The 24,829-nt window shown below is 63.4% G+C and carries 25 protein-coding genes; 8 read left to right on the forward strand and 17 right to left on the reverse strand.

From position 1 onward, the window contains the following. Window positions 1-3 precede the first annotated feature (3 nt). Both HOLFODRAFT_RS0214430 and HOLFODRAFT_RS0214435 read right to left on the reverse strand, forming a co-directional pair. Window positions 4-291: a metal-sensitive transcriptional regulator gene (locus HOLFODRAFT_RS0214430; RefSeq protein WP_005031917.1), complete on the reverse strand. Its 288-nt coding sequence runs from the start codon at window positions 289-291 to the stop codon at window positions 4-6. Then, window positions 291-494, reverse strand: a complete 204-nt coding sequence (locus HOLFODRAFT_RS0214435; RefSeq protein ID WP_005031914.1) for a CopZ family metallochaperone — start codon at window positions 492-494, stop codon at window positions 291-293. The genes HOLFODRAFT_RS0214430 and HOLFODRAFT_RS0214435 overlap by 1 nt, the downstream gene beginning before the upstream one ends. Before the next feature lie 168 nt (window positions 495-662). Here HOLFODRAFT_RS0214435 and HOLFODRAFT_RS0214440 point away from each other — a divergent pair, with 168 nt between their 5' ends. From HOLFODRAFT_RS0214440 to HOLFODRAFT_RS25135, 3 genes are read left to right on the forward strand one after another with little or no spacing between them, the layout of a single operon-like run. Beyond that, window positions 663-3,353 (forward strand): sensor histidine kinase, encoded by a 2,691-nt coding sequence (locus HOLFODRAFT_RS0214440; RefSeq protein ID WP_005031912.1) that lies wholly within the window; start codon window positions 663-665, stop codon window positions 3,351-3,353. A gap of 31 nt (window positions 3,354-3,384) precedes the next feature. Then, the gene (locus tag HOLFODRAFT_RS25830; protein ID WP_425280012.1) at window positions 3,385-3,855 is read left to right on the forward strand and encodes a response regulator; all 471 of its coding nucleotides are present in this window, start codon (window positions 3,385-3,387) and stop codon (window positions 3,853-3,855) included. Then, window positions 3,740-4,027, forward strand: coding sequence for a winged helix-turn-helix domain-containing protein (locus HOLFODRAFT_RS25135; RefSeq protein WP_425280013.1), 288 nt, complete (start codon window positions 3,740-3,742; stop codon window positions 4,025-4,027). The genes HOLFODRAFT_RS25830 and HOLFODRAFT_RS25135 overlap by 116 nt, the downstream gene beginning before the upstream one ends. Here the strand turns inward: HOLFODRAFT_RS25135 and HOLFODRAFT_RS0214450 are convergent. From HOLFODRAFT_RS0214450 to HOLFODRAFT_RS21535, 3 genes are all read right to left on the reverse strand, one after another. Then, complete coding sequence (locus tag HOLFODRAFT_RS0214450; RefSeq protein ID WP_005031906.1) at window positions 4,017-4,523, reverse strand: rhodanese-like domain-containing protein; 507 nt, start codon at window positions 4,521-4,523, stop codon at window positions 4,017-4,019. The two genes, HOLFODRAFT_RS25135 and HOLFODRAFT_RS0214450, sit on opposite strands and share 11 nt — an antisense overlap. 195 nt (window positions 4,524-4,718) lie before the next feature. Next, the gene (locus HOLFODRAFT_RS0214455; protein ID WP_005031904.1) at window positions 4,719-5,696 is read right to left on the reverse strand and encodes an RluA family pseudouridine synthase; all 978 of its coding nucleotides are present in this window, start codon (window positions 5,694-5,696) and stop codon (window positions 4,719-4,721) included. Window positions 5,697-5,699: 3 nt separating this feature from the next. Further along, window positions 5,700-6,491 carry a prolipoprotein diacylglyceryl transferase gene (locus tag HOLFODRAFT_RS21535; protein WP_005031902.1) on the reverse strand — a complete coding sequence of 264 codons (792 nt, stop codon included), beginning with the start codon at window positions 6,489-6,491 and terminating at the stop codon, window positions 5,700-5,702. 44 nt (window positions 6,492-6,535) lie between these two features. On the opposite strand from HOLFODRAFT_RS21535, the gene HOLFODRAFT_RS0214465 reads away from it, so the two are divergent. Further along, window positions 6,536-6,976: an HIT family protein gene (locus tag HOLFODRAFT_RS0214465; RefSeq protein WP_005031899.1), complete on the forward strand. Its 441-nt coding sequence runs from the start codon at window positions 6,536-6,538 to the stop codon at window positions 6,974-6,976. A gap of 17 nt (window positions 6,977-6,993) precedes the next feature. Then, on the forward strand, window positions 6,994-8,184 hold the full coding sequence (locus HOLFODRAFT_RS0214470) for a DegT/DnrJ/EryC1/StrS family aminotransferase (RefSeq protein WP_005031895.1): 1,191 nt from the start codon (window positions 6,994-6,996) through the stop codon (window positions 8,182-8,184). Window positions 8,185-8,610: 426 nt separating this feature from the next. On the opposite strand, the gene HOLFODRAFT_RS0214475 is transcribed toward HOLFODRAFT_RS0214470, so the two are convergent. From HOLFODRAFT_RS0214475 to mreB, 9 genes are all read right to left on the reverse strand, one after another. After that, complete coding sequence (locus HOLFODRAFT_RS0214475) at window positions 8,611-9,498, reverse strand: DAPG hydrolase family protein (RefSeq protein ID WP_005031893.1); 888 nt, start codon at window positions 9,496-9,498, stop codon at window positions 8,611-8,613. 29 nt (window positions 9,499-9,527) lie between these two features. Beyond that, on the reverse strand, window positions 9,528-10,316 hold the full coding sequence (locus tag HOLFODRAFT_RS0214480; RefSeq protein ID WP_005031891.1) for an EthD domain-containing protein: 789 nt from the start codon (window positions 10,314-10,316) through the stop codon (window positions 9,528-9,530). Between the two features lie 441 nt (window positions 10,317-10,757). Then, window positions 10,758-11,981 (reverse strand): RluA family pseudouridine synthase, encoded by a 1,224-nt coding sequence (locus HOLFODRAFT_RS0214490; protein ID WP_005031890.1) that lies wholly within the window; start codon window positions 11,979-11,981, stop codon window positions 10,758-10,760. Between the two features lie 137 nt (window positions 11,982-12,118). Beyond that, window positions 12,119-13,087, reverse strand: a complete 969-nt coding sequence (locus HOLFODRAFT_RS21540; protein WP_005031888.1) for a PstS family phosphate ABC transporter substrate-binding protein — start codon at window positions 13,085-13,087, stop codon at window positions 12,119-12,121. 155 nt (window positions 13,088-13,242) lie between these two features. Next, window positions 13,243-14,331: a rod shape-determining protein RodA gene (gene rodA / locus HOLFODRAFT_RS0214500; protein WP_005031887.1), complete on the reverse strand. Its 1,089-nt coding sequence runs from the start codon at window positions 14,329-14,331 to the stop codon at window positions 13,243-13,245. Next, entirely contained in the window at window positions 14,328-16,196 is a 1,869-nt protein-coding gene (mrdA, locus tag HOLFODRAFT_RS0214505) for a penicillin-binding protein 2 (protein WP_341871914.1), read from the reverse strand. The genes rodA and mrdA overlap by 4 nt, the downstream gene beginning before the upstream one ends. 3 nt (window positions 16,197-16,199) lie before the next feature. Beyond that, window positions 16,200-16,682, reverse strand: coding sequence for a hypothetical protein (locus HOLFODRAFT_RS0214510; protein WP_005031883.1), 483 nt, complete (start codon window positions 16,680-16,682; stop codon window positions 16,200-16,202). Further along, window positions 16,679-17,542 (reverse strand): rod shape-determining protein MreC, encoded by an 864-nt coding sequence (mreC, locus tag HOLFODRAFT_RS0214515; protein ID WP_005031881.1) that lies wholly within the window; start codon window positions 17,540-17,542, stop codon window positions 16,679-16,681. Before mreC ends, HOLFODRAFT_RS0214510 begins: the two co-directional genes overlap by 4 nt. A 49-nt stretch (window positions 17,543-17,591) precedes the next feature. Then, on the reverse strand, window positions 17,592-18,635 hold the full coding sequence (gene mreB, locus HOLFODRAFT_RS0214520) for a rod shape-determining protein (RefSeq protein ID WP_005031879.1): 1,044 nt from the start codon (window positions 18,633-18,635) through the stop codon (window positions 17,592-17,594). Between the two features lie 97 nt (window positions 18,636-18,732). Between mreB and HOLFODRAFT_RS0214525 the strand changes: the two genes are divergently transcribed. The 3 genes from HOLFODRAFT_RS0214525 to HOLFODRAFT_RS0214535 all read left to right on the forward strand — a co-directional run bounded on the left by HOLFODRAFT_RS0214525 (window position 18,733) and on the right by HOLFODRAFT_RS0214535 (window position 22,474). Then, window positions 18,733-19,398 (forward strand): SurA N-terminal domain-containing protein, encoded by a 666-nt coding sequence (locus HOLFODRAFT_RS0214525; protein WP_005031877.1) that lies wholly within the window; start codon window positions 18,733-18,735, stop codon window positions 19,396-19,398. Between the two features lie 288 nt (window positions 19,399-19,686). After that, the gene (locus HOLFODRAFT_RS0214530; protein ID WP_005031875.1) at window positions 19,687-20,976 is read left to right on the forward strand and encodes an MFS transporter; all 1,290 of its coding nucleotides are present in this window, start codon (window positions 19,687-19,689) and stop codon (window positions 20,974-20,976) included. 223 nt (window positions 20,977-21,199) lie between these two features. After that, a complete protein-coding gene (locus HOLFODRAFT_RS0214535; protein ID WP_005031872.1) occupies window positions 21,200-22,474 on the forward strand; it encodes an MFS transporter in 1,275 nt (424 codons plus the stop codon). Between the two features lie 49 nt (window positions 22,475-22,523). Here the strand turns inward: HOLFODRAFT_RS0214535 and queC are convergent, their stop codons facing one another. From queC to HOLFODRAFT_RS0214550, 3 genes are read right to left on the reverse strand one after another with little or no spacing between them, the layout of a single operon-like run. Beyond that, the gene (gene queC, locus HOLFODRAFT_RS0214540; RefSeq protein WP_005031869.1) at window positions 22,524-23,222 is read right to left on the reverse strand and encodes a 7-cyano-7-deazaguanine synthase QueC; all 699 of its coding nucleotides are present in this window, start codon (window positions 23,220-23,222) and stop codon (window positions 22,524-22,526) included. Continuing rightward, window positions 23,215-23,928 carry a lysophospholipid acyltransferase family protein gene (locus HOLFODRAFT_RS23400; protein WP_005031866.1) on the reverse strand — a complete coding sequence of 238 codons (714 nt, stop codon included), beginning with the start codon at window positions 23,926-23,928 and terminating at the stop codon, window positions 23,215-23,217. Before HOLFODRAFT_RS23400 ends, queC begins: the two co-directional genes overlap by 8 nt. Further along, window positions 23,915-24,763, reverse strand: coding sequence for an Hsp33 family molecular chaperone HslO (locus tag HOLFODRAFT_RS0214550; protein WP_005031864.1), 849 nt, complete (start codon window positions 24,761-24,763; stop codon window positions 23,915-23,917). Before HOLFODRAFT_RS0214550 ends, HOLFODRAFT_RS23400 begins: the two co-directional genes overlap by 14 nt. Window positions 24,764-24,829: the final 66 nt, after the last annotated feature.

Genomic DNA, 24,829 nt, shown 5'->3' on the forward strand with positions numbered 1-24,829 from the left:
CCATCAGCGGTATTTGAGGATTTCCATCAGTTCCCCCACGATGCGCTCCTCGTCGCCGCGTTCGTGGGCGGTTACCACGTGGTTCCGGAGGTGGCTCTGCAGTACCTGATCCCCCACCTTCCCCAGGGCGCCCCCCACGGCCTTGAGCTGCTTGAGGACATCCACGCAGTAGACATGGTCGTTCTCCAGCATGCGAAGCACACCCTCCACATGCCCCTTCACGGAAAGGAGGCGACGGCGGACATCCTCCTGGACCTCTTCATCCAGCTTGAGGCCATGGCAGCAGATCATCAGAGGGTCTCCTGGGAGGCCTGGTAGCCCTCCTCCTCCACGGCGGCGATCAGGGCAGAGGGATCCGCCAGCCCCGTCACCTGGGCGCTACGGCTCTTCAGGTCAACCTCTGCGGCCTGGACGCCGGGAACTCCGAGTAGGGCCGTCTTCACGTGCTGGACGCAATGTCCGCAGGTCATGCCTTCGATCTTCAGCCGGATCATGGGGTATCCTCCATCTTGCCCCACCCCCCCTGGGGTGGGATACCAGCATAGGTTCTGCCTGGTTCCTGTCAACTGATCCGCAACGGACTAGCCTGCTTCTTTGCCATACCCGTGCGGGAAGACGCTGATATCGGGCTTTCCACGGGTCTTGGCCTACACTGAATCATCATGAATACCCGCCCCGATGAAGTCCTGGAACAGGCGCAAGAGGATGAGGCTCGGAAATCCCGGGCCCGCCTCAAGATCTTCTTCGGGGCGGCGCCGGGGGTGGGGAAGACCTACGCCATGCTCTCCGAGGCCCAGGAACTGCTTCTCGAGGGCGTGGACGTGGTGGCGGGTTTCCTGGACACCCATGGGCGCCCTGAATCCCAGGCTCTGACTGCCGGTCTGGAGGTCCTTCCAAGAAAGTCCTTCCCCTATCGGGGGGCCACCCTGGAGGAGTTTGATCTGGAGGCGGCGCTGGCTCGGAAACCCAAGGTCATCCTGGTGGACGAGCTCGCCCATGCCAATGCCCCCGGGGCCCTCCACGCCAAGCGTTGGCAGGATGTCTGGGATCTTCTGGATGCGGGCATTGATGTCCACACCACCCTGAATGTCCAGCACCTGGAGAGTCTCCGGGATGTGGTGGCCCAGATCACGGGGGTGCTGGTGCGGGAGAACATCCCGGACAAGCTCCTGAGCCGGGCGGACCAGATCGAACTGGTGGACATTCCGCCCGAGGAGCTCATCGAGCGCCTCCAGGAGGGCAAGGTCTACGTTCCCGAGCAGGCCCGGCATGCCAACGATCGCTTCTTCCGGCGCGGGAATCTCATGGCCCTCCGGGAGCTTGCCCTCCGGCGCACCGCCGAGCAGGTGGATGCGGATATGCGCCGCTACATGAATGCCAAGGGCATCGGCAAGACCTGGGCCGCCGGAGAGCGGCTGATGGTCTGCATCAGCTCCCGGCCCGAGTCGGCCCACCTCATCCGCGCCGCCAAGCGGATGGCTGAATCCCTGGATGCTCCATGGATCGTGGCCTACATCGAGTCGCCGCGGTACCTCAGCTACTCGGAGGCCAGCCGCGTCCAGATCGAGGAGCACCTGCGCCAGGCCGAGCGTCTGGGGGCAGAAACCGTGGTGCTCCAGGGGAGTCTGGCCCTTGCGGAGGATCTGGTGGCTCTGGCTCTGCGGCGCAATGTCACCAAGATCCTGGTGGGCAAGCCCACGAAGCCCCGCTGGCTTGAATTCTTCACGGGATCGCTGCTGGCCGACCTGATCCGGGCCAGTGGAGCCATCGATATCCATGTCATCGCGGGGGAAGAGAAGCCTGGGAAGACCAAACCCGTCCGTCGATCCGCCAGCCACACGCCCGTCGGCCACTTCCTTTGGAGCTTCGCGGTCGTGGCGGTGGCCACGGGCTTGGCGCTTCTCATGGCCCGGTATTTCGAGCTGGCCGATGTGATCATGGTCTACATCCTGGCCATCCTGGTGGTGGCCTCCCGGGTCGGCCGTCTGCCCAGTCTCCTTGCTGCGGTCCTGAGCGTGGTGGCACTGGACTTCTTCATCATCCCACCCGTATATTCCCTCGTGGTCCAGGACACCCGCCACAGTGCCACCTTCCTGGTGCTGCTGGTGATGGGCATCGTGATCGGGAATCTCACGGAGCGGATTCGCCAGCAGGCCAAGCTGGCCCGCTTCCGGGAACAGCGTACCTTGGCCCTCTTCAAACTCAGTGCAGACCTCGCCCGCAGCGGCAATACGGCCCGCATGGTCTCCCAGGCCATCCGGAGTGTGGCAGCCCAGTTCCAGAGCCATGTCCTGATCTTCCTGCCGGATTCCCAGGGGCGTCTCAAGTGGCCTCCGGCGGATCTGGCGGCCAAGTTCAGCCCGGCGGAGCTCGGGGTGGCCCAGTGGGCCTTCGATCACCATGAGGTCGCCGGCCTCGAAACGGACACCCTGGCGGGAGCCAAGGCCCTCTACCTTCCCCTGACTGGCACCAATGGACCCATCGGGGTCATGGGGGTCCTGCCGGAGGATGTCCCGCGCTGGACTGAACCGGATCAACGCCATCTCCTGGAGGCCTTCAGCAATCAGACGGCTCTGGCTCTGGAGCGCACTCTGTTGTCGGAACGCTCCCTGGAGAACCAGCGCCAGGCTGATCGGGAGCATCTCCGCAACGCCCTGCTTTCCTCCGTCTCCCACGACCTCCGTACCCCCCTGGGGGGGATCACCGGTGCCGCCAGCACCCTTCTAGAGGACGAGGGGCGTCTGACGCAGGAGAACCGTCGTGAGCTGTTGGAGACCATCCATGAGGAGGCCCAGCGCCTCCATCGCCTGGTCTCCAACCTGCTGGATGTGACCCGCATTGAATCCGGTGTGTTGGAGCTCAAGAAGGAATGGGTGCCCGTGGAGGAACTGGTGGGCGCGGCCCTGGACAGCCTCGGCCAGGTCCTGGGGACGCGGGGCGTGAAACTCGACTTCCCCAAGAACCTGCCGCTAGTGCCGGTGGATCCGATCCTGGCCGAACAGGCGCTCATCAACCTGCTGGAGAATGCTCACAAGTATTCGCCACCGGATCAGCCCATCGAGGTGAGGGCCTGGGCCACCGAGAAGTCGGTAACCCTGGCGATCCTCGATCATGGGCCTGGCATCCCAGCAGGCGAGGAGGAGCGGATCTTCGAGAAACTGGTAAGGCTCCAGCAGCCGGGTGCGCGCCCCGGCGCCGGACTGGGGCTGGCCATCTGCAAGGGCATCATGGACGCCCACGAAGGGCGCATCCAGGCCAGCAACCGCCCGGGTGGTGGTGCCCAGTTCCTGATGAGCCTGCCCTTGGCTCCCCAGCCTCCTCAGCCCCCGGTGGAGGTCATCGACCATGCCTAATCAGATCCTCGTGGTGGATGACGAACCGCAGATGGTCCGGTATCTCAGGGCCTCGCTGACCACCCATGGCTATGGCGTTCTGGAGGCCTGCACCGCCCGAGAGGCAGAGGATGTGGTGGCGGTCCATCGCCCTGATGTGATCCTGCTGGATCTGGGGCTCCCGGATCGGGATGGCCTGCAGCTTGCTCGGACGCTGCGGGAGAGCTGCTCCGCCCCGATCATTGTCATCAGCGCCCGGGGCCAGGAGGAGGACAAGATCCAGGCCTTGGACGCCGGGGCCGACGACTACCTGACCCTTTGGCACAGGCGAACTCCTGGCCCGCATCCGGGTGGCCCTTCGGCATGGGGCCCACGGGCAGGCCCCGGTCGGGGAGCCCATTTTCGAGCTGGAGCAGTGGAAGCTGGATCGTGTGCGTCGGGAGCTGACGGTAGCTGGCCAGCGGGTCCACCTTACCCCCAACGAATACAAGCTCCTGGCCACGCTGGTGGCCAATGCCGGTAGGGTTCTCACCCATACCCAGCTCCTGAAGGAAATCTGGGGGGATGCCGCCGGGGCCCAGCCCCACTACCTGCGGGTCTACATGGCCCAGCTCCGCCAGAAACTGGAGGCGGAACCAGCAAGGCCCAGGCACCTCATCACTGAACCAGGGGTGGGGTACCGTCTCAGGCTTTAGGAAGGGGTTTGTGGGTGTAGACCGGCAGTTTGGCGCGGCGCCATGCCCGCATGCCGCCGCGCAGGACATAGATCCAGTTGTGTCCCTCTCCGGTGAGCAGGGGCAGGGCCAGATGGGAGAGTTCGTCGGTCTCGTCCACCAGGATGATGGCGTCCTTCTCCTTGGCATCGAGTTCATGCAGGCGCTTCCGGAGTTCCGTCAGCGGGATGCTCATGGCCCCGCGGATGTGCCCCTTGGGACCCTCGTAGGTTTCGCGGGGTCGAAGGTCCACGATCCGGGGGGGGCTGCCCATCATGAGGGACTCCAGTTGCAGGGGGGTCATGGTTGGCGCCTTGCGGGCCCTCCTGTCCGAGGGGAGGTCCCGGAGCCTGAGGAAGAGGAGCACCAGAAGCACGAGCAGCGTAAAGCCGATGGGGATCAGGAACGCAGGCTGTAGCAGACTGGGGTCGAGCCCCCAGGAGCCCTGCGCTGCCATCGCAAACGACCGGTTCAGCATCACACCTTCCTTTATGGGAGTCGGGAGATCCTGAACCAATGATGGGAAGTTTTTCCCCTTTGCCAAGTGGGGCTTTCACGGTTGGGAATTTGTTTGGTTTCCCTGATCCCGATCAGCCCTTCTTCTTCATCTTCCAGTCAAATCGAACCCCGTGGCCTGGAAGAACTCCGGTAGAGGCGCCTCGGCTCCATGGGTTCAGATCTCTATCCCCAGGCGTTCCAGGAGGGTCTGGAAGGGAGGGGGCAGGGGAGCCATCACCGCGACCCGTTCACCGCTCCCGGGGTGGTCCAGGGAGAGTTTCCATGCGTGGAGCATGGGGTGCTCGCACAGGATGGCGCGCTTCTCCTCGTCCTGCCAGCGGGTGGGTCCGCCGTAGAGGGGGTCGCCCAGGATGGGGGCACCGAGGTGTCCCAGGTGGACCCGGATCTGGTGGGTGCGGCCCGTCAGGAGTTCGCACTCCACCAGGGCCAGTCCCGCGACCCTGGCCAGGACCTTCACCCGGGTCTGGGCGGGGCGTCCTGAGGTGGTGATGCACATCTTCAGACGCTCCAGACGATGGCGGCCGATGGGTTCGTCGATGAGGAAGCTCCCCAGCTCCGGGAGCCTGCGGGAGTTCCGCACCAAGGCCAGGTAGCGCTTGTCGACGGTGCGGGCCTTGAACTGGGCCTGGATGGAAGCCTGGGCCTGGGCGTCCTTGGCGGTGACCAGGCAGCCGGTGGTGAAGCGGTCCAGGCGGTGGACCAGACCGGGCCAGAGGGGCGCAGCCTCCTCGTCGTCGTCCTCGGCGGCCTGGGTTTCCTGCAGGGCCAGGGCCTCTTTCTGGAGGCGCCCCAGGAGTGCGTTGGCCACGGTTCCGGTGGGATGGCCGGGACCTGGGTGTACGACGACTCCGGCAGGTTTGTCCAGGATCCAGATCCGGTCGTCCTCGTAGAGCGTGGGCAGGTCGAGATCCTCGGGCAGGAGGTGGAGCCCTGGGGGGGTGATGTCCGGGACTTCGGTCTCCACCTCGTCCCCGGCCCGGAGGCGGGTACCGCTCTTGGTGACGGCTTGGCCCTTGACAGCGACCTTGCCGGAGCGGATCCAGAGATCCCACTGGGAGCGGGGGATTTCGGGGAATCGTTCAGTGAGGAAGCGGTCCAGACGTGCGTAATCCTGTTCCAGGATGATCTTCAAGGCTCAAGCCTCCTTGGGGGCCGCGTAGCTGCGGCGGAACCAGAACCATAGAATGATTCCGGCGATGATGAAGAGGAGGGCGGTGACCCGTCCGGTGGAGAGCCCCGCGAACCAGACCCCGCGGTCCAGATCCCCCCGCCAGGTCTCCATGAGGGCCCGCCCCAGCCCTTCGAGGACGAAGTAGCTGGCCAGCACCTGGCCCGTGAATCGCCGGTGTTTGCGAACCAGGAGCAGAAGGCCCATCACCGCCAGGTTCATGCAGAAGGTGTAGAGCTGGACAGGATGGATCGGTAGGTCGAGGGGGGTCCCCGATAGCATGTGGGCGTCTGGGTTGGTGAAGATCACTGCCAGGGCGCTGTGGCTTTCGCTGCCGTAGCAGCAGCCTGCGGAGAAGCAGCCAAGGCGGCCGATGGCCTGCCCCAGCGCCACGGCCGGGACACAGGCGTCCAGGGTGAGGGGCAGGTTAAGCTTGAGCTTCCGGGCCCGCCAGAAGAGGGCGATGGCTCCGGCGATGATGCCGCCATGCACGGCGCCTCCCGCCCGGAGAGTGTCCAGGCTGAAGGCATCCTGGAGGCGGGCACCCCCGGACACATCCACGACGACCATGAGAACCTTGGCGCCCACAACCCCTGCCAGGAGCAGGGTGATGCTGAGGTCCACGATGGCATCGCCGGACAGGCCGTCCATGCGCCCCTGGCGCTTGGCCAGGGCCAGGGCGGAAAAGAAGGCGATGACCAGCAGGAGGCCATAGGTGCCGACAGGAAAGTTACCGATGCGGAAAAGAATGGGGTGCATGAAGCTCCTCGTAAGGCTCCATTGTAATGGGTATGGAGGTGTTCATGAGTCAGGTGCTGAGAGTCTTCGAGGATGAGTTCTTCACCCTCGACGGGGCGGACTATTGCGCCATCCCCGGGTACCTGATCCTGCGGTGCAAGGGGGCGGCCACTTCCGCGGGTGAACTCTCCGAGGAGGAGGCCGCCCGCTTCGGGGTTCTCTATGCCAAGGCTGTGAAGGCCATCGAGGAGCTGGCGGGAGCCGACCGGGTCTATACCTTGGTTTTCGCGGAGATGGATCGTCGCTTCCATGTGCACCTCTTTCCCAGGACGCGCTGGATGCTGTTGGACTACTGGAAGCATCACGGAGATTGCCAAGCGGGCCCCGCCAACGGTCCCCTGCTCTTCGAGTGGGCAAGGACCACCTACACGGGTCAGCTCCGCCTGCCCGTTGGGGCGCCATCGGTCGAGGACGTCCTGGAGCGTCTCCGGGCCGCGCTATCCTGAAGAGTCACGGAGTTTCCATGTCCTACACCCGCCGATCCGAATTCCTGCCCTTCACCCGCCCCATGGTGGGCCAAGAGGAAATCGAGGAGATTATCGATTCCATCCAGTCGGGGTGGATCACGACGGGGCCCAAGGCCGCCCGTTTCGAGGAGGAGCTGAAGGCCTACAACGGTGTGCCGCACTGCCTGGTGATGAACAGCGCCACCACGGGCCAGGAGATCTCCATGCAGGTCCTGGGGCTCCAGCCCGGGGATGAGGTCATCACCACCTCCCTCACCTGGGTCTCCACCCTGTCGACGGTGGTGCTCCAGGGGGGCATCCCCGTACTGGTGGACATCGATCCCAGGACCCTCAACATCGATCCCGCGAAGCTCGAGGCCGCCATCACGCCCCGCACCAAGGGCATCATTCCTGTGCACCTCACGGGCCTTCCCTGTCCCATGGACGAGATCTGGGCCACCGCCCAGAAGCACGGCCTCTGGGTGGTGGAGGATGCCGCCCAGGCCATGGGCGCCCACTACAAGGGGCGGAAGATCGGCAGTGACCCACGTTCCGTCATGACCGCCTACAGCTTCCACCCCAACAAGAACATGACCACCGGCGAGGGCGGGGCCCTGGCCTTCCACGACTCGGCTTATGCCGCCCGCATCCAGCGCCTGCGTTTCCACGGGATCGAACGGGACGCCTGGAAGCGTCAGAGCAAGGAGGGCAGCCCCCACATCGATGTGGTGGAGCCCGCCCGCAAGGCCAACTTCATGGACCTCCAGGCCGCCATGGGCATCCATCAGATCAAGAAGCTGGACGGCTTCAACCAGCGTCGGAGCCAGCTCTTCCGCCGCTACCTGGAGCTATTCAAGGATGTCGAGGAGCTGATGATGCCCTGGGAGGGCGACGGGGACCACGCCCACTGCTTCCACCTCTTCGTGGCCCGCATCCGCCCCGAGAAGGCGGGCATGGACCGGGACGCCTTCGTGGCCGCCCTCAAGGAGGAGAACATCGGCACGGGCATCCACTACAAGCCCACCCACCAGCACTCCTTCTACCGGGACTTCTACGCCAAGCACCCCCACGCCCTCCCCAAGGACGGCCTGCCTCACACCGACTGGAGCGGCGAGCGGCTCTTCTCCCTGCCCCTGTGGCCCGGGCTGAAGGAGGAGGACCAGGACCAGGTGGTGGCGGCGATCAAGCAGGTGCTGGTCAGGTCTTAGGTTACACGTACGGCCAGGAGAGTTCTTCCGCTTCGAGAGGCACGGATCGCGATTTTTCCGAGGAGAAAAGCATGTTGGCCGCGGATAAATTGGATGCACGCGAATAACGGACGCCCTGGTTACCGGCGTTGCGAAGCTTGACCTCCCCCGTTCCATGAAAAGCAAAGGACCTTTCAACCTCCGAACAGGATGGCAGATCAAGAAAGTTCACCTGGGCACCTGGGACTGGTTCAGCAAGGGATAGGGAGGCTATGGCAAGCTCGCTTGCCTCCGCCTCCCTATCCCTTGCTGAACGCGGGCGGCTTTGCCGTCCGCCCCCGCATTGCGGGGCAGGCCCAGGTGCCCCGCCCATAGATCATTTCTTCATCCGCGTTTATCCAATTTATCCGCGGCTGATGCTGCTTTTTTCACTGATCCTATCTGATATTAGACGGTCATCCTCCCGCCGAACTCCGCGTAGATGCGGGGCAGGAAGTGCTTGAAGCGGGTGAATTCCTTCACGTTATGGCGGGCGAGGCCCTGGATGGCCACCTGGGGGACCGCCACGCCGGGGGGCAGGGTGCACTCGGGGACGCCATTGGAGAGGCGGTAGCCCAGCCAGAAGCGGGTGCGGTGCTCCAGGCCCTCGGGGGTGTCCCGGAAGATGTGGCACATCATGGCGGGGGCCGTGATGGACTCGTCGTTCTTGTCCACGGTGACGGCCCAGCCCTGGCCACCGGCGAAGGTCGCCACATTGGGCTGCTTGAAGCGGCTCATGTCAAAGCCGTAGTCCTTGGGGGAGAGGAAGCTGATGGTGATGTTCTCCATGCCGCAGTCGCAGTTCTCGGTGACGTGGTGGACCACGCCCCAGTTGCGCTCGGACATGGGGATGCTCTCATCCAGGATCCGCTTGCGGCCCTCGGGGCTGAGGTGGATGCCGCCGTGCTGGGGGGGATACCAGATGCGGTAGCGGAGGTCCTCCAGGGGGTGCCAGGCGAACCACCAGTCGACCATTTCGGCGGTGACACCAGGGTAGACAATCTTGTTGGCGATGAAGCCCGCGCCGTCCGGGAGGTTGCACCACCCGATCTCCACGTCCAGGTAACCGGGATTGAGGAGCTCGTTCATCTGGGAGGGGTGGAGGGCCTTGGCGGGGTCGCAGGGCTTTTCCATCATCGCGTAGTGGGCGGGATCCGGCTGGGGGATCTCCTCGTAGAAATACTTGGCGAAGGGGCGGGCCTTCTCCTCGGGGCTGAGGTCCGGCTGCATCGCCTTGGGCTTGGTGGTGGCGTACCACTCTTTGTAGTTGTATTGCTTGGCTTCAGGGGTCGACATACTGGGCTCCTTGTCTCGACGGGGGCGTTTCAGCTCAGGGGCGTATCGCGGATGATCACGATCTGCTTGGTGTAGAGGTAGAAGGACTGGGACCAGTTGGCGAACCTTGGGCCCGTGGCGTTCTGCATGGCTTCCACGTACTGACGGAAGGCGCCCACCTGCTCCATGGTGTCGAACCAGTGGGTGACCACCAGGTCGTAGACCGGGGGATCGACCATCTTGAAGTGCTTGCGGGCGGCCCCGTCATTGTCATTGGCGCGGCAGCGCCAGTTGGCCTGGACGCGACGGGCCTGCTCCTTGTAGTAGGGGGACTTCTCCACGGCTTCTTCGTGGGCCATGCGCCAGAATTTCTTGTAGTCCTCGGGAAAGACGGTCTCATCCCGCATGATGTAATGCAGGACCTTCATGGCGCCCACGCCCTTGACGATGCCCAGGCCGGGGTTGAAGGTGGTCAGGGGGGTGGGGACGGGGATCTCCTCCTCCTCGGCCATGACGATGATATTGGTGCTTTCGTTGGCGAAGAACTTGCCGTCCTGGGAGGCGGCGGAGGGCACGGCGGGTTCCAGGGTCTCCATCATGTCCCGGAAGCTCTTGAAGCTGATCTCCACCACGGCGTCACGATCCGCCGTCTTGTTCTGGTGGTCGGTGTCGCTGAGGAGGCCGAAGGCGCCGTCAATGACGTGGTTCTGGACGTAGGAGTCGATCTTGAAGCGCTCCTGCCGGGCGATGGTGCCGTGGTAGAACTCGATGTAGCGCTGGTACTCAGCCCGGGTCAGGCCGGGGCGCTTGCGGGATGCGGCCATCAGTTTGATAGGCACGGTTCACCTCCTGTGGTGGGTTGGACATGGAAGGCCATGGAGCCATGGGTGGAACTGCGGAGCTTGGGATTCCGTTGGATGGGGTGGATTCTGACACCGTTCATCATCCAAATGTAGTTATGGATGAGTTCCGGTATTTGTTGTGTTAAGCGCGTATGGATGGCGTTATCTGAAGGGTTGCTTCTGTTGTGGCATTGAAATAGATACGGGATTCAACCCGGAATACCCGGTAGGTGAAGCGGCTGATCAGATTTATAAAGGGATATGCCCGTGGGGAATGGCGTGATTAAAGCCTAGCTTTGTGCATTGAAAGGGGGAAATGGTTTGTCGAAATGACACCTATCTGTTTGATGGATGGTTTCAAGTTCTTCTCTGCTAACTAATAAGATCAAAGGCCCCTCGCCATTCAAGGACGAGGGGCCTTTGATCAGGTGGTGAACACTATTTCTTGGGCTTGCCGGAAACCCTGGGGCGACCAGCTTCAGCAGGCTTCCGGGGCGCGCGTTTGGGCTCCGCTTCTCCTGGACGGGAGGGGCGGGGGCGGCCAAAGGAGGTTCTGGGCTTCTGGGAGGCATCGGGCCTCTCCCTCTTCGCCTCCGCAGGGGCATCTGCCCCCTTGTCGCTGAATCGCTGGGCCCGATCCACCCGCGCCAGCTTCCGGCCCTTGGTGATCTTGGGCTTGTAGATGCCCTCTTCGCCCTTGACGCCAGCCTCGGCCCGTTCGACCCGGTGCAGGTTCCGCAGTGCCTTGAGGGCCACTTCCATGTCTTTGGGAATAGGGGCGCTGACGGTGATGCTTTCGTCGGTCACGGGGTGGCGGATCCCCAGCAGTTCGGCATGCAGGGCCTGGCGGTCGATCAGATGGCTGGTCTGCCCATAGACCTGGTCGCCCAGGACGGGAAAGCCCCGATCCGCGAACTGGACACGGATCTGGTTGCGGCGACCCGTTTCGAGGCGCACTTCGACCACGGTGTAGCCAGGGAGGCGCTCCAGGACGCGGTAGTGGGTGATGGCGAGCTTGGCGCCCTTGGTCTCGCCCTTCTTGGGCTGGACCACGGACATCTTGAGGCTCTTGCTGTGCTCCACCAGCTTGCCCGTGAGGGTCCCGGCGTTCTCGGGGAGTTCGCCCACCAGGATCGCCTTGTAGATGCGGTTCAGGTGGTGTTCTTCGAAGAGGTTCTTGAGGCCATTCAGGGCTTCGGGGGTCTTGGCGAAGACCAGGACGCCGGAGGTGAAGCGATCCAGGCGGTGGGCGATGTAGAGGTGGAAGCGCTTGAAGCCTCGACGCCGGTACAGGTCCGTGATGGAGTCTGCAAGGCAGGCCTCATGGGTGCGTTCAGTGGGCACCGTGAGGAGCCCCGCAGGCTTGTTGACGAAGATCAGATGCTTGTCTTCCCAGAGGATTTCCACCTCCCCGCCAGGCCCCCTCTTCCTGGGCTTGGGGATGGCCGAGTAGGCCGTGTCCGGGTCGAAGGCGACCGCCAGCTCGTCGCCGGCCTTGAGTCGATGCCCCGCTGTGCGAACGGCCTCGCCGTTCACCTTGGCCATCCCTGCATCGATGATGCCTTTGGCCTGGCGGTGGCTCACCTCCAGGATCGTGTGAAGTTCCGTCGCCAGAGCCGTTCCATCGGTCTCGGCCTTCCAGGACTTGTTCAGTCGTGCCATGGTTTCCTCCCGGCCCGGCGTTCATGGAAACGCTGAGCGCAATGGTATAGAAGATCACGGAGAAGGCCATAGCCCAAGCGAAAAAACACAAGGCCCGGGAGCAGCGAGCATCCCGGGCCTTGTGTCTGATCCTGAGTTCAGCGCAGGGTGTTGGAATCGCCGTCGAAGCGGTCAGTCACCTTGAGGCGGTTCAGGGCGTTGATATCAGGTTGGAGGGGCACCTGGCCGCATTCCTTGATGATGCCCTGTCCGGCCGGGGAGAGGGCGAAGGAGAGGAATCCCCTGAGGAGCGGGGTGGTCCCTTTCTTGGGGTCCTTGTTGATATAGGCGTACAGGAAGCGGCAGAGGGGATACTCGCCGGAGGTGACCGTTGCGGCATTGGCTTCCACGGGCTCTTTGGACCCCTTGGGCACCAGGGGAACGATCCGGGTGGAGGAGAACTTTTCGATCATGTTGCCGTAGGCGATGGCCGCCTGATTGGCCGCCAGTTCCTCGGTCAGGGTGGTGGCGTCCATGTTGCCCCGGATGGGGAGGCGGGGGCGCCCCTTCATGGTCAGGGTCTCGTTGAGGAGCCAGTAGTTGCCGGAGTCGGCGGGACGCCCGAAGCGTTCGATGGGGCGATTCTCCCAGCCGCCCTGCTTGAGTCCCAGGTCGCCCCAGGTGGTGACATCCTTGGGCCAGCCCTGGCGGCGGTCGATGCTGTAGATGGCGTCCAGCTGCTCGACCTTGATCTCCTTGATCGGATTGTTCTTGTTGACCAGCACCACCAACGCATCCATGGCGATGGCGACGCGGGTTGGGGAGTAGCCCCACTTGGCGATGAAGGCGGCCTCCTCCTCTGGCTGGAGGTCCCTTCCCATGAGGGCGATCTGGGTGCTGCCCTCCGTGAGCTCCTTCATGGCCTGGGACTCTCCGATAATCTGGACATCAGGAACGACGCCGGGGGTCCTGCCGGCATAGGCGCCGGTCAGGACGGCGGTGATGTAGAACATGCCCTGGAATCCCTTGGCGACAAGGGGTTGGGGGGCCTGGGCTGGCGCTTGGCTCAGGCAGACGAGGCTCAGGACAACTGGGGTGAGGGTTCTGCGAAGAAAGGACATGGCCATGATGGATACCTCCTGGCATGTGGCATACTCTGCCGATACGAACCTTCCATCGACCCTGGGGGCGGTGGCATGAATTTCTGCATGATTTTTTGGAGATTTTACAATCGGGTAAGCTCGGGTTCAAGAAACATATCACCCGCTTTCCCCGAATTTGTCTACTGTCCAAGCGTCCGGCGGTGAATGCCCATCACGAGGCCCAAGGCCAGGAAGTAGCTGACAGTGCTGCTTCCACCGGCGCTGAAGAATGGGAGGACCATGCCCTTATTGGGCAGGATTCCGATGACCATGCCAACATTGACGAAGATATGCAGAGCAAAGATTCCGGCCGCTCCTACACAGAAATAAACCTCTGAGGCCTTTCTCGCAGCACGGCCGATATCCAGGATGCGGTTGAGGAGAAGTCCGAAGAGTCCCAAGGCGATAAGGACGCCCAGAAATCCCCGTTCCTCGGCCCAGACGGAAAAGACGAAGTCCGTGGTTTTAACTGGCAGGAAGTTGAGCTGGGTCTGGGTGCCGCTGGTGAAACCCTTGCCCAGGATCCCGCCTGCGCCGATGGCGATGCGGCTCTGGTTGATCTGGTAGCCCTTGCCCTGGAGGTCTGCATTCGGATTGAGGAAGGTCATGACCCGCTGCTTCTGGTAGGGCTTGAGGACCTTCTGCCAGGCGAAGACCCCAAGCAAGGCCATGAGGACCAGTCCCAGGGCCACCCACTTGGCCTTCAGGCCCCGGATCAGGGGAATGAGGAGCAGGATGGGCAGGAAGCTGATGGCCATGCCGAGGTCGGGCTGCTTGAGTACCAGGAGCATGGGGAAGAAAGCCAGTCCCGCGACGCCGAACAACTCCCAGGTGAGGATCTCCGTGGGGGGCTTGGTGCCAAGGCGGTGGGCCACGAAGAGCAGTGCAAGCCACTTCATGAGTTCTGAAGGCTGGAAGGTGAGCCCGCCCACCATGATCCAGCGCTGGGCACCTCCGATCTTCTTGCCGATGGCGAAGACCGCCAGGAGGCTGAGGATTCCCAGGGCATAGAAGATTGCACTACCCCGGAAGAGTCGTGCCGGATTCATGTGAGCCACCGCCAGCATGGCTCCGAAGCCCAGGACCATCCATCCCGCCTGCTTGATCCACATGTGCCCCTGGCTGGCGCTTCCCCGCCCTGCGGAAAAGATGGTGAGGAGCCCCATGAAGGTGAGGAGTCCCATGGCCATCAGGAGGCGGCGATCCAGGGTATTGAAGGAGATCTTCATGGGGCCTCCCCCTCCTCATCAGGCTGGAAGGAGGAGAACGGCTTGACCGCCGGGGGTGGCAAGGGCTTGACGGGGCGCTGGATGAACCAGTATTCGCAGAGTTTCTTGGCGATGGGGGCCGCGCTGCTGGCACCGAATCCGGCGTTCTCCACCACGACTGCGAAGGCGATCTGGGGATTGCCGTGGGGCGCATACCCGGCGAAAAGACCATTGTCCCGGAGCTTCTTGGCCAGGCCAGCATAGTGGGAGCGATCTACGAAGGTGGTGACTTGGCTGGTGCCGGTCTTGCCAGCGATGGCCAGATTGGGCATGGCGATGCTGCGGGCTGTGCCGTTGCGCACCACCTCGTTGAGTCCCTGATCCAGCGCGGCCCAGGTATTCGGATCCATGCCGGAGTTCTGGGTGGGTGGGGGGGGGATGGGGGCCAGCTTGCCTGTTGTCTCGTCACGCATTCCGTAGAGCAAGTGGGGCGTGAAGAGCTTTCCCCGGGTGGCCAGGGCCGCGTAGAACCGTGCGAGCGAAATGGGCGTGACGCCGTTGGCACCCTGGCCGATGGATACGCTGATGGTCTCGCCCGCGTACCACTTGGGTTCCTTGGGGCGGGCCTTTTTCACCCATTCCCGGCTGGGCACCCGGGAAGCCGACTCATGGAGGAGATCCACACCGGTGCGGTCAGCCAACCCGTATTTCACGGCAGCGGCGTGGATTTCATCGATATCCAGGCGCTGGCCCAGCTCGTAGAAGTAGATGTCGCAACTGACTGTAATGGCCTGGATCAGATCCACGGACCCATGGACGCCGTCGCAGCGGAAGTCCCGCCCGTAAAAGTTCTTGTGGCCGCTGCAGGTGAAACGCGTGCTGGGGGTGATGATGCCCTTGTCCAGGGCCGCCAGGGCCGTCAGGAGCTTGAAGGTGGACCCCGGGGGGTAGAGGCCCTGGGTGGCCCGGTTCAGCATGGGGCGCACGGGGTTCTGCCAGAATTCCTTCACCTGCTCCTGGGTGAGTCGGTTCAGGAACAGGTTGGGATCGTAGGAGGGGCTGGAATACATGGCCAGGATCCCGCCATCCCTGAGATCAATGACGACTCCGGCTCCGTTCTCGGTGCCGAAGGACTCCTGGAGCACTCGCTGGAGGCCTGCGTCCAGGGTGAGGAAGACGCTCTTGCCCGGAACGGATTCCATAAGACCCCGGAGGGCCACCTCGCGGCCCAGATGATCCACCACGATGCGACGCTCACCGTCCACGCCCTTCAATATCTCGTTGTGACTGGCTTCCAGACCGCTTTTCCCGATGATCTCGCCCAGCTGGTACTTGCCAGGGGTTTTTTTCATCAGGCTCTCGTCCACCTCACCCACATAGCCAAGCAGGTGTCCGGCGAGATCCTGGCCCAGATAGACCCTTCGCGGGGCGGTCTCGATGCTCAGAAACGGGAAGCGCGCCCGCAGGAGTTCCGCCTGAGCCAGCCCCACCTCGTCCAGGTTGTCCTGGATGATCACCATCCGGTTGCTTCCAGCCTGGCGGCTGGCCTGGATGCGCCGCTTCAGATCGATGGGGTCGCGCTGGAGCGCCAGGGCCAGGGCCTCGATCAGGGCCGGGTCTTTGGGAAGCTCCTCGGCCTGGATGACCAAGTGCAGGGCTCGGCGATTGTCCACCAGCTTGTTGCCGTTGCGGTCATAGATGACTCCCCGGGGAGCCGGGCTTGTGCGGGTCTTGATGGCTTGGCGATCTGCCATTTCCCGCATCTCGCGGCGCTTCACGAGCTGGACCCAGCCATAGGCTGCGAGAAGCCCCAGGATCATGAGCCAGGCCAAGACCTTGCCCAGCTCCAGTCGCTTGATGATCAGATGGCGTCCGCGGGAATCCAGAGCTCACCTCCGGCGGACTGGCAGGTGGAGGCGGAGGGAGAGGGTTCCCCAGACCGGAATGGTCAGCAGGACCCAGAGCCATCCCATGCCCCAGGCGTGGGGGCCGGCGGTCAAGCGCACCAAGAGGTGGGTGAGAACGAAGTGACCCAGGGAGAAGGCTGCCAACTGCCCCCAGTAGGAGGTTTTGTGGTCCGGCGGCCTGTTCTTGAAGTGCCATTGGGTCAGGGCGCAAAGGGTCATGTTGGCCAGGGCCGTGCCACCCATCTGGGGGTACATCCGGAGGCTGCCTTCCAGAATCCAGCCTCCGGCAGCGGCCCAGAGCATGGCCACCAGAGGGGATTCAAAGCCGGAGGCCACCGCAAGCACCAGGAATGCTTGGAAGATCGCCTGGGGGCCGGGCCAGGGGCTGGACAGGATGATGGCTGCGAAGCAGAGAAGGCCGAGGGCGCAGCGCCAGACTGGGGCCAGGGGGGCGGGCTGGCTCATGGCTTGACCTTCCCTTCACGGGGGGCGGGGACAGGAAGGTCGATCCTGGGCTGGGTGGGAAGAATGAGCACCTGGTGCACCCGATTCAGAGGGGCCGCCAGGGCGACATCCACCTGGAGCTCCGGCCCCTCGGGGCGGCTGCCCACCACGTAGCCCACCAGGAGTCCCCGGGGGAAGACCCGGTCCAGACCGGATGTATACACGGGCTCGCCCACCTGGACCACTTCCTGGCTGCCGATGTAGCGGATCTCCGCCCGGCCTGGGCCCACCCCCTGGAGTACACCGGTTGCACGGCTCTGGGCCAGCATGACAGCGGTGGACGAGTTGTAGGCATCCAGGGGGAGGAGGCTGGACTCCCGCTGGGAGACCTCCCAGATCCGGCCCACCACGCCCTCGGGGCAGAACACCCCCTGGTCCCTCACCAAGCCTGCATCCAGGCCCTGGTCCAGGATCATTCCCCCGAAGGGGGCGGTCCGCACATTGACCATGACCCGGGCGGCTTTCATCTCAAGGGGGACCTGCTTCTTCAGGCCCAGGATGCGGATGGCTTCATCGGCCTCCTGGAGGCGCGGGGCCTGGCGGGCGTTCTCCATCTGGAGGCTCTCAAGCCGCTGGCGGACCATGGCCAGCTCGTACTGGGCCCGTTCCAGATTCCGGGTGTGTTCGGCCCTGTTGGCCCGACTCCGCAGCAGGGGGGCCGAGAGCTTCTGGACTGGCCAGGAGAGGGTGCCCAGCAGGGCTTGCCAGCGAGTGGAATGCCCATGGCCGAGGACCACCCATCCGAGGTGGCCCAGCCAGAGGGCCAGGATCGCATAGCGGCGCCTTCCGGCTGGGGTCCACCCCCAGGGGCGCGGCCTCACGGGAGCAGCCCCGCAGGATGGCGGCGGGATCGACAGCGCTTCATTGCGCTCAGTCCAGGATCTGGATGCGCCTCAGGAAGGGGATGTCCTCCAGGAGCACTGCGGTGCCACGGACCACGGCCGTCTCGGGGTTTTCGGCGCGATAGCAGGGGAGGTGGGTCTCCTTGCTGATGCGGATGTCCAGTCCCTGGATCTTGGAGCCACCGCCGGTGAGGCAGATGCCGCGCTCAATGAGGTCCGCAGCCAGCTGGGGAGGGGTCTCGTTGAGCGCTTTGCGCACCAGATCCACAATGGCGCTGATGGGATCCGCCAGGGCCTCCCGGATCTCGTTGTCGTTCAGGGTGAGCGTCTTGGGCAGGCCTTCGAACTGATCCCGGCCGGAGACGGTCATGGTGCGGACCTTGTCGGAGGGGAAAGCTGAGCCGAGGTTCCACTTCACCTCCTCCGCCGCCGCTTCGGAGATGAGCACATTGTACTTCTCGCGGATGTAGGTGATGATTGCCTCGTCCATCTCGTCACCGGCGATGAGGAGGGAGTCCGAGAACACCTTGCCGTTGTAAGAGATGACAGCCACGTCCGTGGTGCCGCCGCCCACATCCACGATCATGCAGCCCCGCTTCTCGTTGATGGCCAGCCCGGCGCCGATGGCGGCGACCATGGTCTGGTCGACGAGAAAGACTTCGCCGGCCTTGGCGTCGTAGCAGACCTGCTTCACAGCGCGGCGGGCTACCTGGTGGGCCCGGGGCGGCACGCTCACCACGATGCGCGTGCGGGCCAGGCCGCGGTTGGGGCGGGCCTTCTTGATGAATGCGGCCAGCATCTTCTCGGCGGCATCCACCTCATAGATCATGCCGTCCTTCATGGGGCGGATGGTGACAACACCCTGAGGGGCGCGGCCGAGGAGCTGCTTGGCCTCGTCGCCCACAGCTTCGACTTCGTGGGTGGAGGTATTGAGAGCTACGATGGACGGCTCGTAAATGATGATCCGTCCAGACTGCTTGGTGTGTATCAGCACCGAGGCGGTGCCCAGATCGATGGCGAGATCCGAGGTGAACAGGTTCGACCAGAATTGAGTCTGAAAAGGGTTGGGCACGTCAACTCCAAGGGACCCTCAAGGATGCCACGGAACTGGGGTTCCCACAAAACCCAGGAGCCTGTCATCCTGGATCGTTACGGCAAAGGAGTTGAGCATGAAGATTCGCATGACGCATGTGGCCGGGATGGCCGGTCTGGTGACAATGCTGGCCATCGGGTGCAGCAAGGTCCCCAAGGACACGAGCCTGGTGGTGGCCAGCGTGGGCGGAGAGAAGATCACCCTCAACCAGTTCACTGATCTGGTGAAGGCGGCGGCCGGGGACGAGGCCAAGGCCAAGGAAGTCCTGAGTGGCGAGGCCATGCGGGAGCAGCGCAACCGCTTCCTCGAATCCCTGGTGCAGGATAAGGCGGTCATCGCGATGGCCAAGGCCCAGGGCCTGGAGAAGGATGCCAAGGTCAAGGCCCAGCTCGAGCAGGTCACGGCCCGGGTCTACATGCAGTCCCTTATCGAGAAGCGGGCCGGACAGCCCAGTGATGCCGAGTTGAAGGCGATGCTGGAGAAGCTCATGAAGTCCCAGGCCGAGCCCGGCAAGCCTGCTCCCCAGATGCCTCCCTTCGAGGCCGTCAAGCCCCAGCTCATCAACCTCTGGCGCCAGGACAAGATGCAGACCCTCGTGGATACCCTGCTCAAGGAAGCCCAGCAGAAGTCCCCCGTCAACTATGCCGAGGGCTACAAGCCCACGCCGGTGGCACAGGTTCCTCAGGGGCAGGTGCCTCAGCAGCCCGCCCAGCCCGCTCCTGCGGCCCCCAAGGCCAAGTAGTAGCCGTTCCGATCTGTTTCAAGGCCGGGAAAAAGGACGCCCCCAATTGCGGGGCGTCCTTTTTCCTATCGTACCAAGATGTGCACCCGGGGGCTCTGGTCTGGTTGCAAAGGCCATTGATGATGTCATCGGTACGATCGATGGGTATATATATAGATTCGATAACGGTGATCTGGGAATTAGTGTTAGCCTGGGCCCACGTCATCAATTCATCGATATTCAATGCCTATCGGGCTAGGGCTTTTATGCCTTTTTGCCTCCTAAACAACATAACTCTGGAGAACTGTAATGGCTGAAAACATCCTAGATAACCCGGCTCTGGAGAAAGCGGCGGCGGGTTCCATCCACTATCCGGCCTTCCGCTGGTACATGATGCTCGTGATGCTGGTGGCTACGGCCTCCCAGACGGTGGTCATGATCGCCCCCGCCTCCATGGTGGAGTTCATCGCCCACTCCCTGGGCATCGGGGTGGGACCCACCACTGCGATCATGATGGGCATCTGGAACCTGATCGGCCCCGCGGGAACCATCGTGGCCGGATTCTACGTCCATCGGGTTGGCATCACGAAGATGCTGATCCTGGGCTCCCTTCTGCTGATCATTCCCAGCCTGCTCTATCCGGTCGTGGGCAACAACCTCCCGGCCATCGTCGTCCTTCGTGTCCTCCAGCCCCTTGGGGTGGGGCCCATCTATGCCATCGCCGTCACGATGGCTGCCACTTGGTTCCCCCCCAAGGAGCGCAGCATGGTGGCCGGGCTACAGGGCTTCGCCACCTCCCTGGGTGTGGCGGTGGGCTTCGCGCTCGCTCCGGCGGCCTTTGCTGCCACTCATCAGAACTGGCTGGCCATGATGGCCTGCATGGCCGTCGTCCCAGCCATCGGCTTCGTCATGTCCCTGGTGATCCCCTTTGGGCCCAAGGCGCCTCAGGCCAAGGAGACGCACCTGGATGCGGCGGCCATGCAGAAGGACTGGAAGATGGCCACCAGTGAGCCCGTGTTCTACGTCGGGATCGCGACCATGTTCCTGCTCTGCTGGTGCTTCGTCTCCCTCAATGACCTGACTCCGGGGTACTTCGCCGTGAGCCAGCCCATGGGGGTCGGTTATGGTCCAGTCGTCGCCGGCAAGCTGATGGCCACAGTCCAGGTCGCCTTCATGATCGGTGCCGCCGCTCTCGGCCCCATCTTTGAAAAGGTGTTCAAGGAGAATGCCCGTTCCACCATGACCGTCGGCTTCCTCTTCTTTGCAATCTTCGTCGTCTCCATCAACTTCCCCATGGTATACGGCAACATGAGGGTCCTATACCCGGTGCTTGCCCTGGCCGGCTTCTTCCTTGCCTGGGTCATCCCCACTGGCATCGCCTTCGTGACCCTCCACTACCCCGCTCACTTGGCAGGGAAGATCAACGGGCTCTGGTTCGGCATCGGCCTCTTCGCTGGCGTGCCCGCCATCGGCCTGGGCTCCACCCTCCTGGCCAAGACCGGCAATTACCACGCCTCGATTTACGTCGTCACGGCGGTGGCCGTGGTCGGCGCCATCGTGGCCCGCTTCATGGTCCCTCCCAAATCCTTCCGCTGCTAGCCGACTTGAATCCATACTCCGCAAAAGGGCGCCGATCAGGCGCCTTTTTGATTTCAAGGATACGGAAAATTGATGATTGCGGACGGCTTTCGATGGTAGGCTGCGGGCAGATTCCGCCCCAAATCATCCTTCCCCGGGCCCCCAAGCCCAGCGCTTCTGGCTTTTGCATCCGCGGTTAGGACGCCTGTCCTTGCAGGTGTTCCCCTTTTCAAAGGAGAAGCAGATGAGTGAGAACGTCGTCAATCCCACTGGAGATGCCTCCATCAGTTATCCAGCCTTCCGCTGGTACCTGATGCTGGTGATGCTGGTGGCCACCGCGGCCCAGACGGTCGTCATGATCGCCCCGGCTTCCATGGTGGAGTTCATCTCCAAGAGCCTGGGCATTGGGGTGGGCCCAACCACCGCCATCATGATGGGCACCTGGAACCTGGTGGGCCCGGCGGGAACCATCGTCGCGGGGTTCTTCGTCTTCCGGGTCGGCATCACCCGGATGTTCCTGCTGGGCTGCGCCCTGCTCATCATCCCGAGTCTCCTCTATCCATTGGTGGGCAACAACCTGCCAGCGGTCATCATCCTCCGGGTGCTTCAGCCCCTGGGGGTGGGTCCCATCTATGCCACCGCGCCCGTTCTGGCCGCCATCTGGTTCCCCCCGGCCCAGCGCAGCATGGTGGCAGGTCTCCAGGGCTTTGCCACTTCCCTGGGTGTGGCCATCGGCTTCGGCGCCGCCCCTGCGGCCTATGCGGCCACCCATCACAATTGGCTGGCCATGATGGCCTGCATGGCCATCGTGCCCATCCTCGGCTTCGTCATGGCCCTGGTGATTCCCTTCGGTCCCAAGCCGCCCCAGGCCAAGGAGAGCCATCAGGACGAGGCTTCCATGCAGAATGACTGGAAGATGGCGACCCGTGAGCCTGTCTTCTATGTGGGAATCCTCATCATGTTCCTCATGTGCTGGGGCTTCGTGTCCACCAACGATTTGACTCCCGGATACTTCGCTGTGAGCAAGCCCATGGGGGTGGGCTATGGCCCTGTGATCGCGGGCAAGCTCATGACCACGCTTCAGATCTTCTTCATGCTTGGCGCCGCCGCCCTAGGACCCATTTTTGAGAAAATCTTTAAGGAGAATGCCCGGGCCACGGTGACCGTCGGTTTCGTGGTCTTCGCGGCAACCATTTTCTCCATTAGCCAGCCCTTCGTTTTCACGAACTTCAAGATTCTCTATCCCGTGTTGGGCATTGCAGGCTTTTTCCTGGCCTGGATCATCCCCTGCTGCATCGCCTTTGTGACGCTCCATTACCCTGCCCACTTGACGGGCAAGATGATTGGTCTCTGGTTCGGCATCGGCCTCTTCGCCGGGGTTCCCGCCATCGGCATTGGCTCCGCCCTCCTGACCAAGACCGGCAACTACCATGCATCGATCTATGTCGTGACGGCCATTGCTGTTGTGGGCGCCATCGTGGCCCAGTGGCTGAAGCCTCCCAAGTCCTTCCGTTGCTAGTCCGCTGTTTTTTCCCAAAGAAAGGGCGCCGAACCGGCGCCCTTTCTTATCAGACCTTCAGTTGGTCTGGGATGAAGGCATAGGGAATGGGGTCGGGGCTTTCAGCCTCCTTGAAACCCCGGAGGCGCAGAAGGCAGGAATCGCACTTGCCGCAGGCCTTGTCCTCGGTCTGGTAGCAGCTCCAGGTAAGGTGCAGCGGGGCCTTCAGGCCCAGGCCTCGCTGCACGATCTGGCCCTTGTCCATGTGGATCAGGGGGGCCTGGAAGCGCAAGCGGGTCTCGGGGCGGGTGCCCAGGTTGGCGGTCTGCTCGAAGGACTTGAGGAAGACCTCCCTGCAATCGGGATAGCCGCTGGAATCCTCCTCCACGAAACCCACGAAGATGTGGCTGGCTCCCAAGACCTCGGCCCAGCTGGTGGCGGTGGCCATCAGGTGGGCATTCCGGAAGGGGACATAGCTGGAGGGCACCCCCTTCCGCTCCAGGTCGCCCTCGGGAAGGGCGATCCGGGGATCGGTCAGGGCCGAACCTCCGATGTGCCGCAGGTAGTCGAAGCTGATGACTAGCCGACGATCCTTGGGGACACCGTAGAAATCCGCGATATCCATGAACGACTTGCGTTCCCTGGCTTCCGTCAACTGGCCGTAGTCCGCGTGGAGCAGGGCCAGGTCGTAGCCCTCGGACCTGGCTATGGCGGCGGTGACGCATGAATCGAGACCGCCGGAGAGCGAAACGACCGCAAGATCAGCCATGCTGAACCTCCTCTGCCCAATTTTCCAGTTCGTTGAGTTCATTCTGCAAGGCCAGGCGGAGGGTTTCCTCCTCCCCTGGACCCACTTGGTAGGGGCGGCCGTAGCGTACGGTCACCTTGGCGAAGGGTTTGGCCACCAGCATCTGGTCCCAGCTGCGGAGTGTCCAGGCTCGATCAAAGGCGACGCACACCGGGACGACCCAGGCTCCGGTCTTGCGGGCCACAGCCATGGTGCCCGGCTTGGCTTCCTGTCGGGGGCCCCGGGGGCCGTCGGGGGTGATGCCCAGATCCCACCCCTGCTTGATCGTCTGGATCATGCGCACCAGGGCCTGGGTGCCGGTCTTGCCAGCGCTACCCCGGACGGCCTCAATGCCGAACCAGCGGAAGGTGGCGGTGCTGCGTTCCCCGTCCTTGCTGTCGCTCTGCAGGGCTGCAACGCCCCGGGGTTCTCCCATGGGCCCCTTCCGCTTGAAGGGATAGGCCAGGGGCATGGACACCAGGCGCCGATGCCAGAAGGCCAGGATGAAGCGGGTGTCGGTGCGAGCCAAGTCGGCGACGGGCTCGAAGTTCTCCCGCCTCACCCGCAGGGTGAAGGTGAGGAGCTTGATCAGGTGGGCTGCGAAGAAGGGGACCACCCGGTAGTTCATCCACATGGACAAGGGTGAACCCAGGGGGCGCCCCCGCTGGACGATTTCAATCTTGGCCATGGGGGGCGCCTCCCAGTTCCGAGTGGTGGATTCGGTAGGCCTTGCCGCAGTAGTCGCAGAAGACCTCTACCGGATCGCCGCCATGGAAGAGTTCCTCCAGTCGCTCCGCCGGGAAGCCCGCGAGGCTTTCCACCAGGGCGGCCTTGGTGCAGCGGCACTGGTAACGGATCTCGGTGGATGCAAGGATTTCGGCGCCCTCTCCCTGGTTGATCCAGCGGATCAGGAATTCGGGTTCCCGCTCCCAGTTGGGCACCACCTCCAGGCCTTCGATGGCGTGGACGAGGGCCTGGAGCCGCTCCCGGGGGCAGTCGGGCAGGGGTTCCACCAGGAGGCCTCCTGCCTCCCCGGTGGTGGGATCGCACCAGAGGGTCAGGCTGGCCTGGGCCTGCTCCGATTGCAGCAGGTAGGTTTCGATCTGGGCGGAGATGGGGCCTTCCACCAGTTCGAGATTCCCGATGTAGGGGGCTCCGCCTGGATTGGAACGCATCACCGAAAGCATGCCCGGACCCTGGAGCCAGGGCCCCTGGATCACTTCCTGGGCGGGGTCCAGGATGCCCCGGATATCCCCCTCGGGCCAGGAGTCCGCCACCAGCGCCTTTGCGCGGCCCGAACCCTTGACCAGGATCTGGAGCCGTTCCGAGAAGAAGTTCCGGGACTGCAACAATAGGGCGGCGGCCAGGGTTTCCACCAGATGGGCGCAGGCCTCGGTGTCCAGGCCTGGGTGGCCTCGGCGCACCCCATCCCAGAGGGGAGATGCGTCCAGGGCCGCGAGCCTGATCGAATGGTCAGATGTCATGGCCCGGATGACCCGGGCGGAAGATGCGTGTTCCGTCATGCCCCCATTCTATCGGAAGCGGGATCAGGACACCTGGGTCCGCAGGAAGGCGTCTATTTTCAAGTT

The sequence above is a fragment of the Holophaga foetida DSM 6591 genome (assembly GCF_000242615.2).
Lineage (GTDB): Bacteria > Acidobacteriota > Holophagae > Holophagales > Holophagaceae > Holophaga > Holophaga foetida.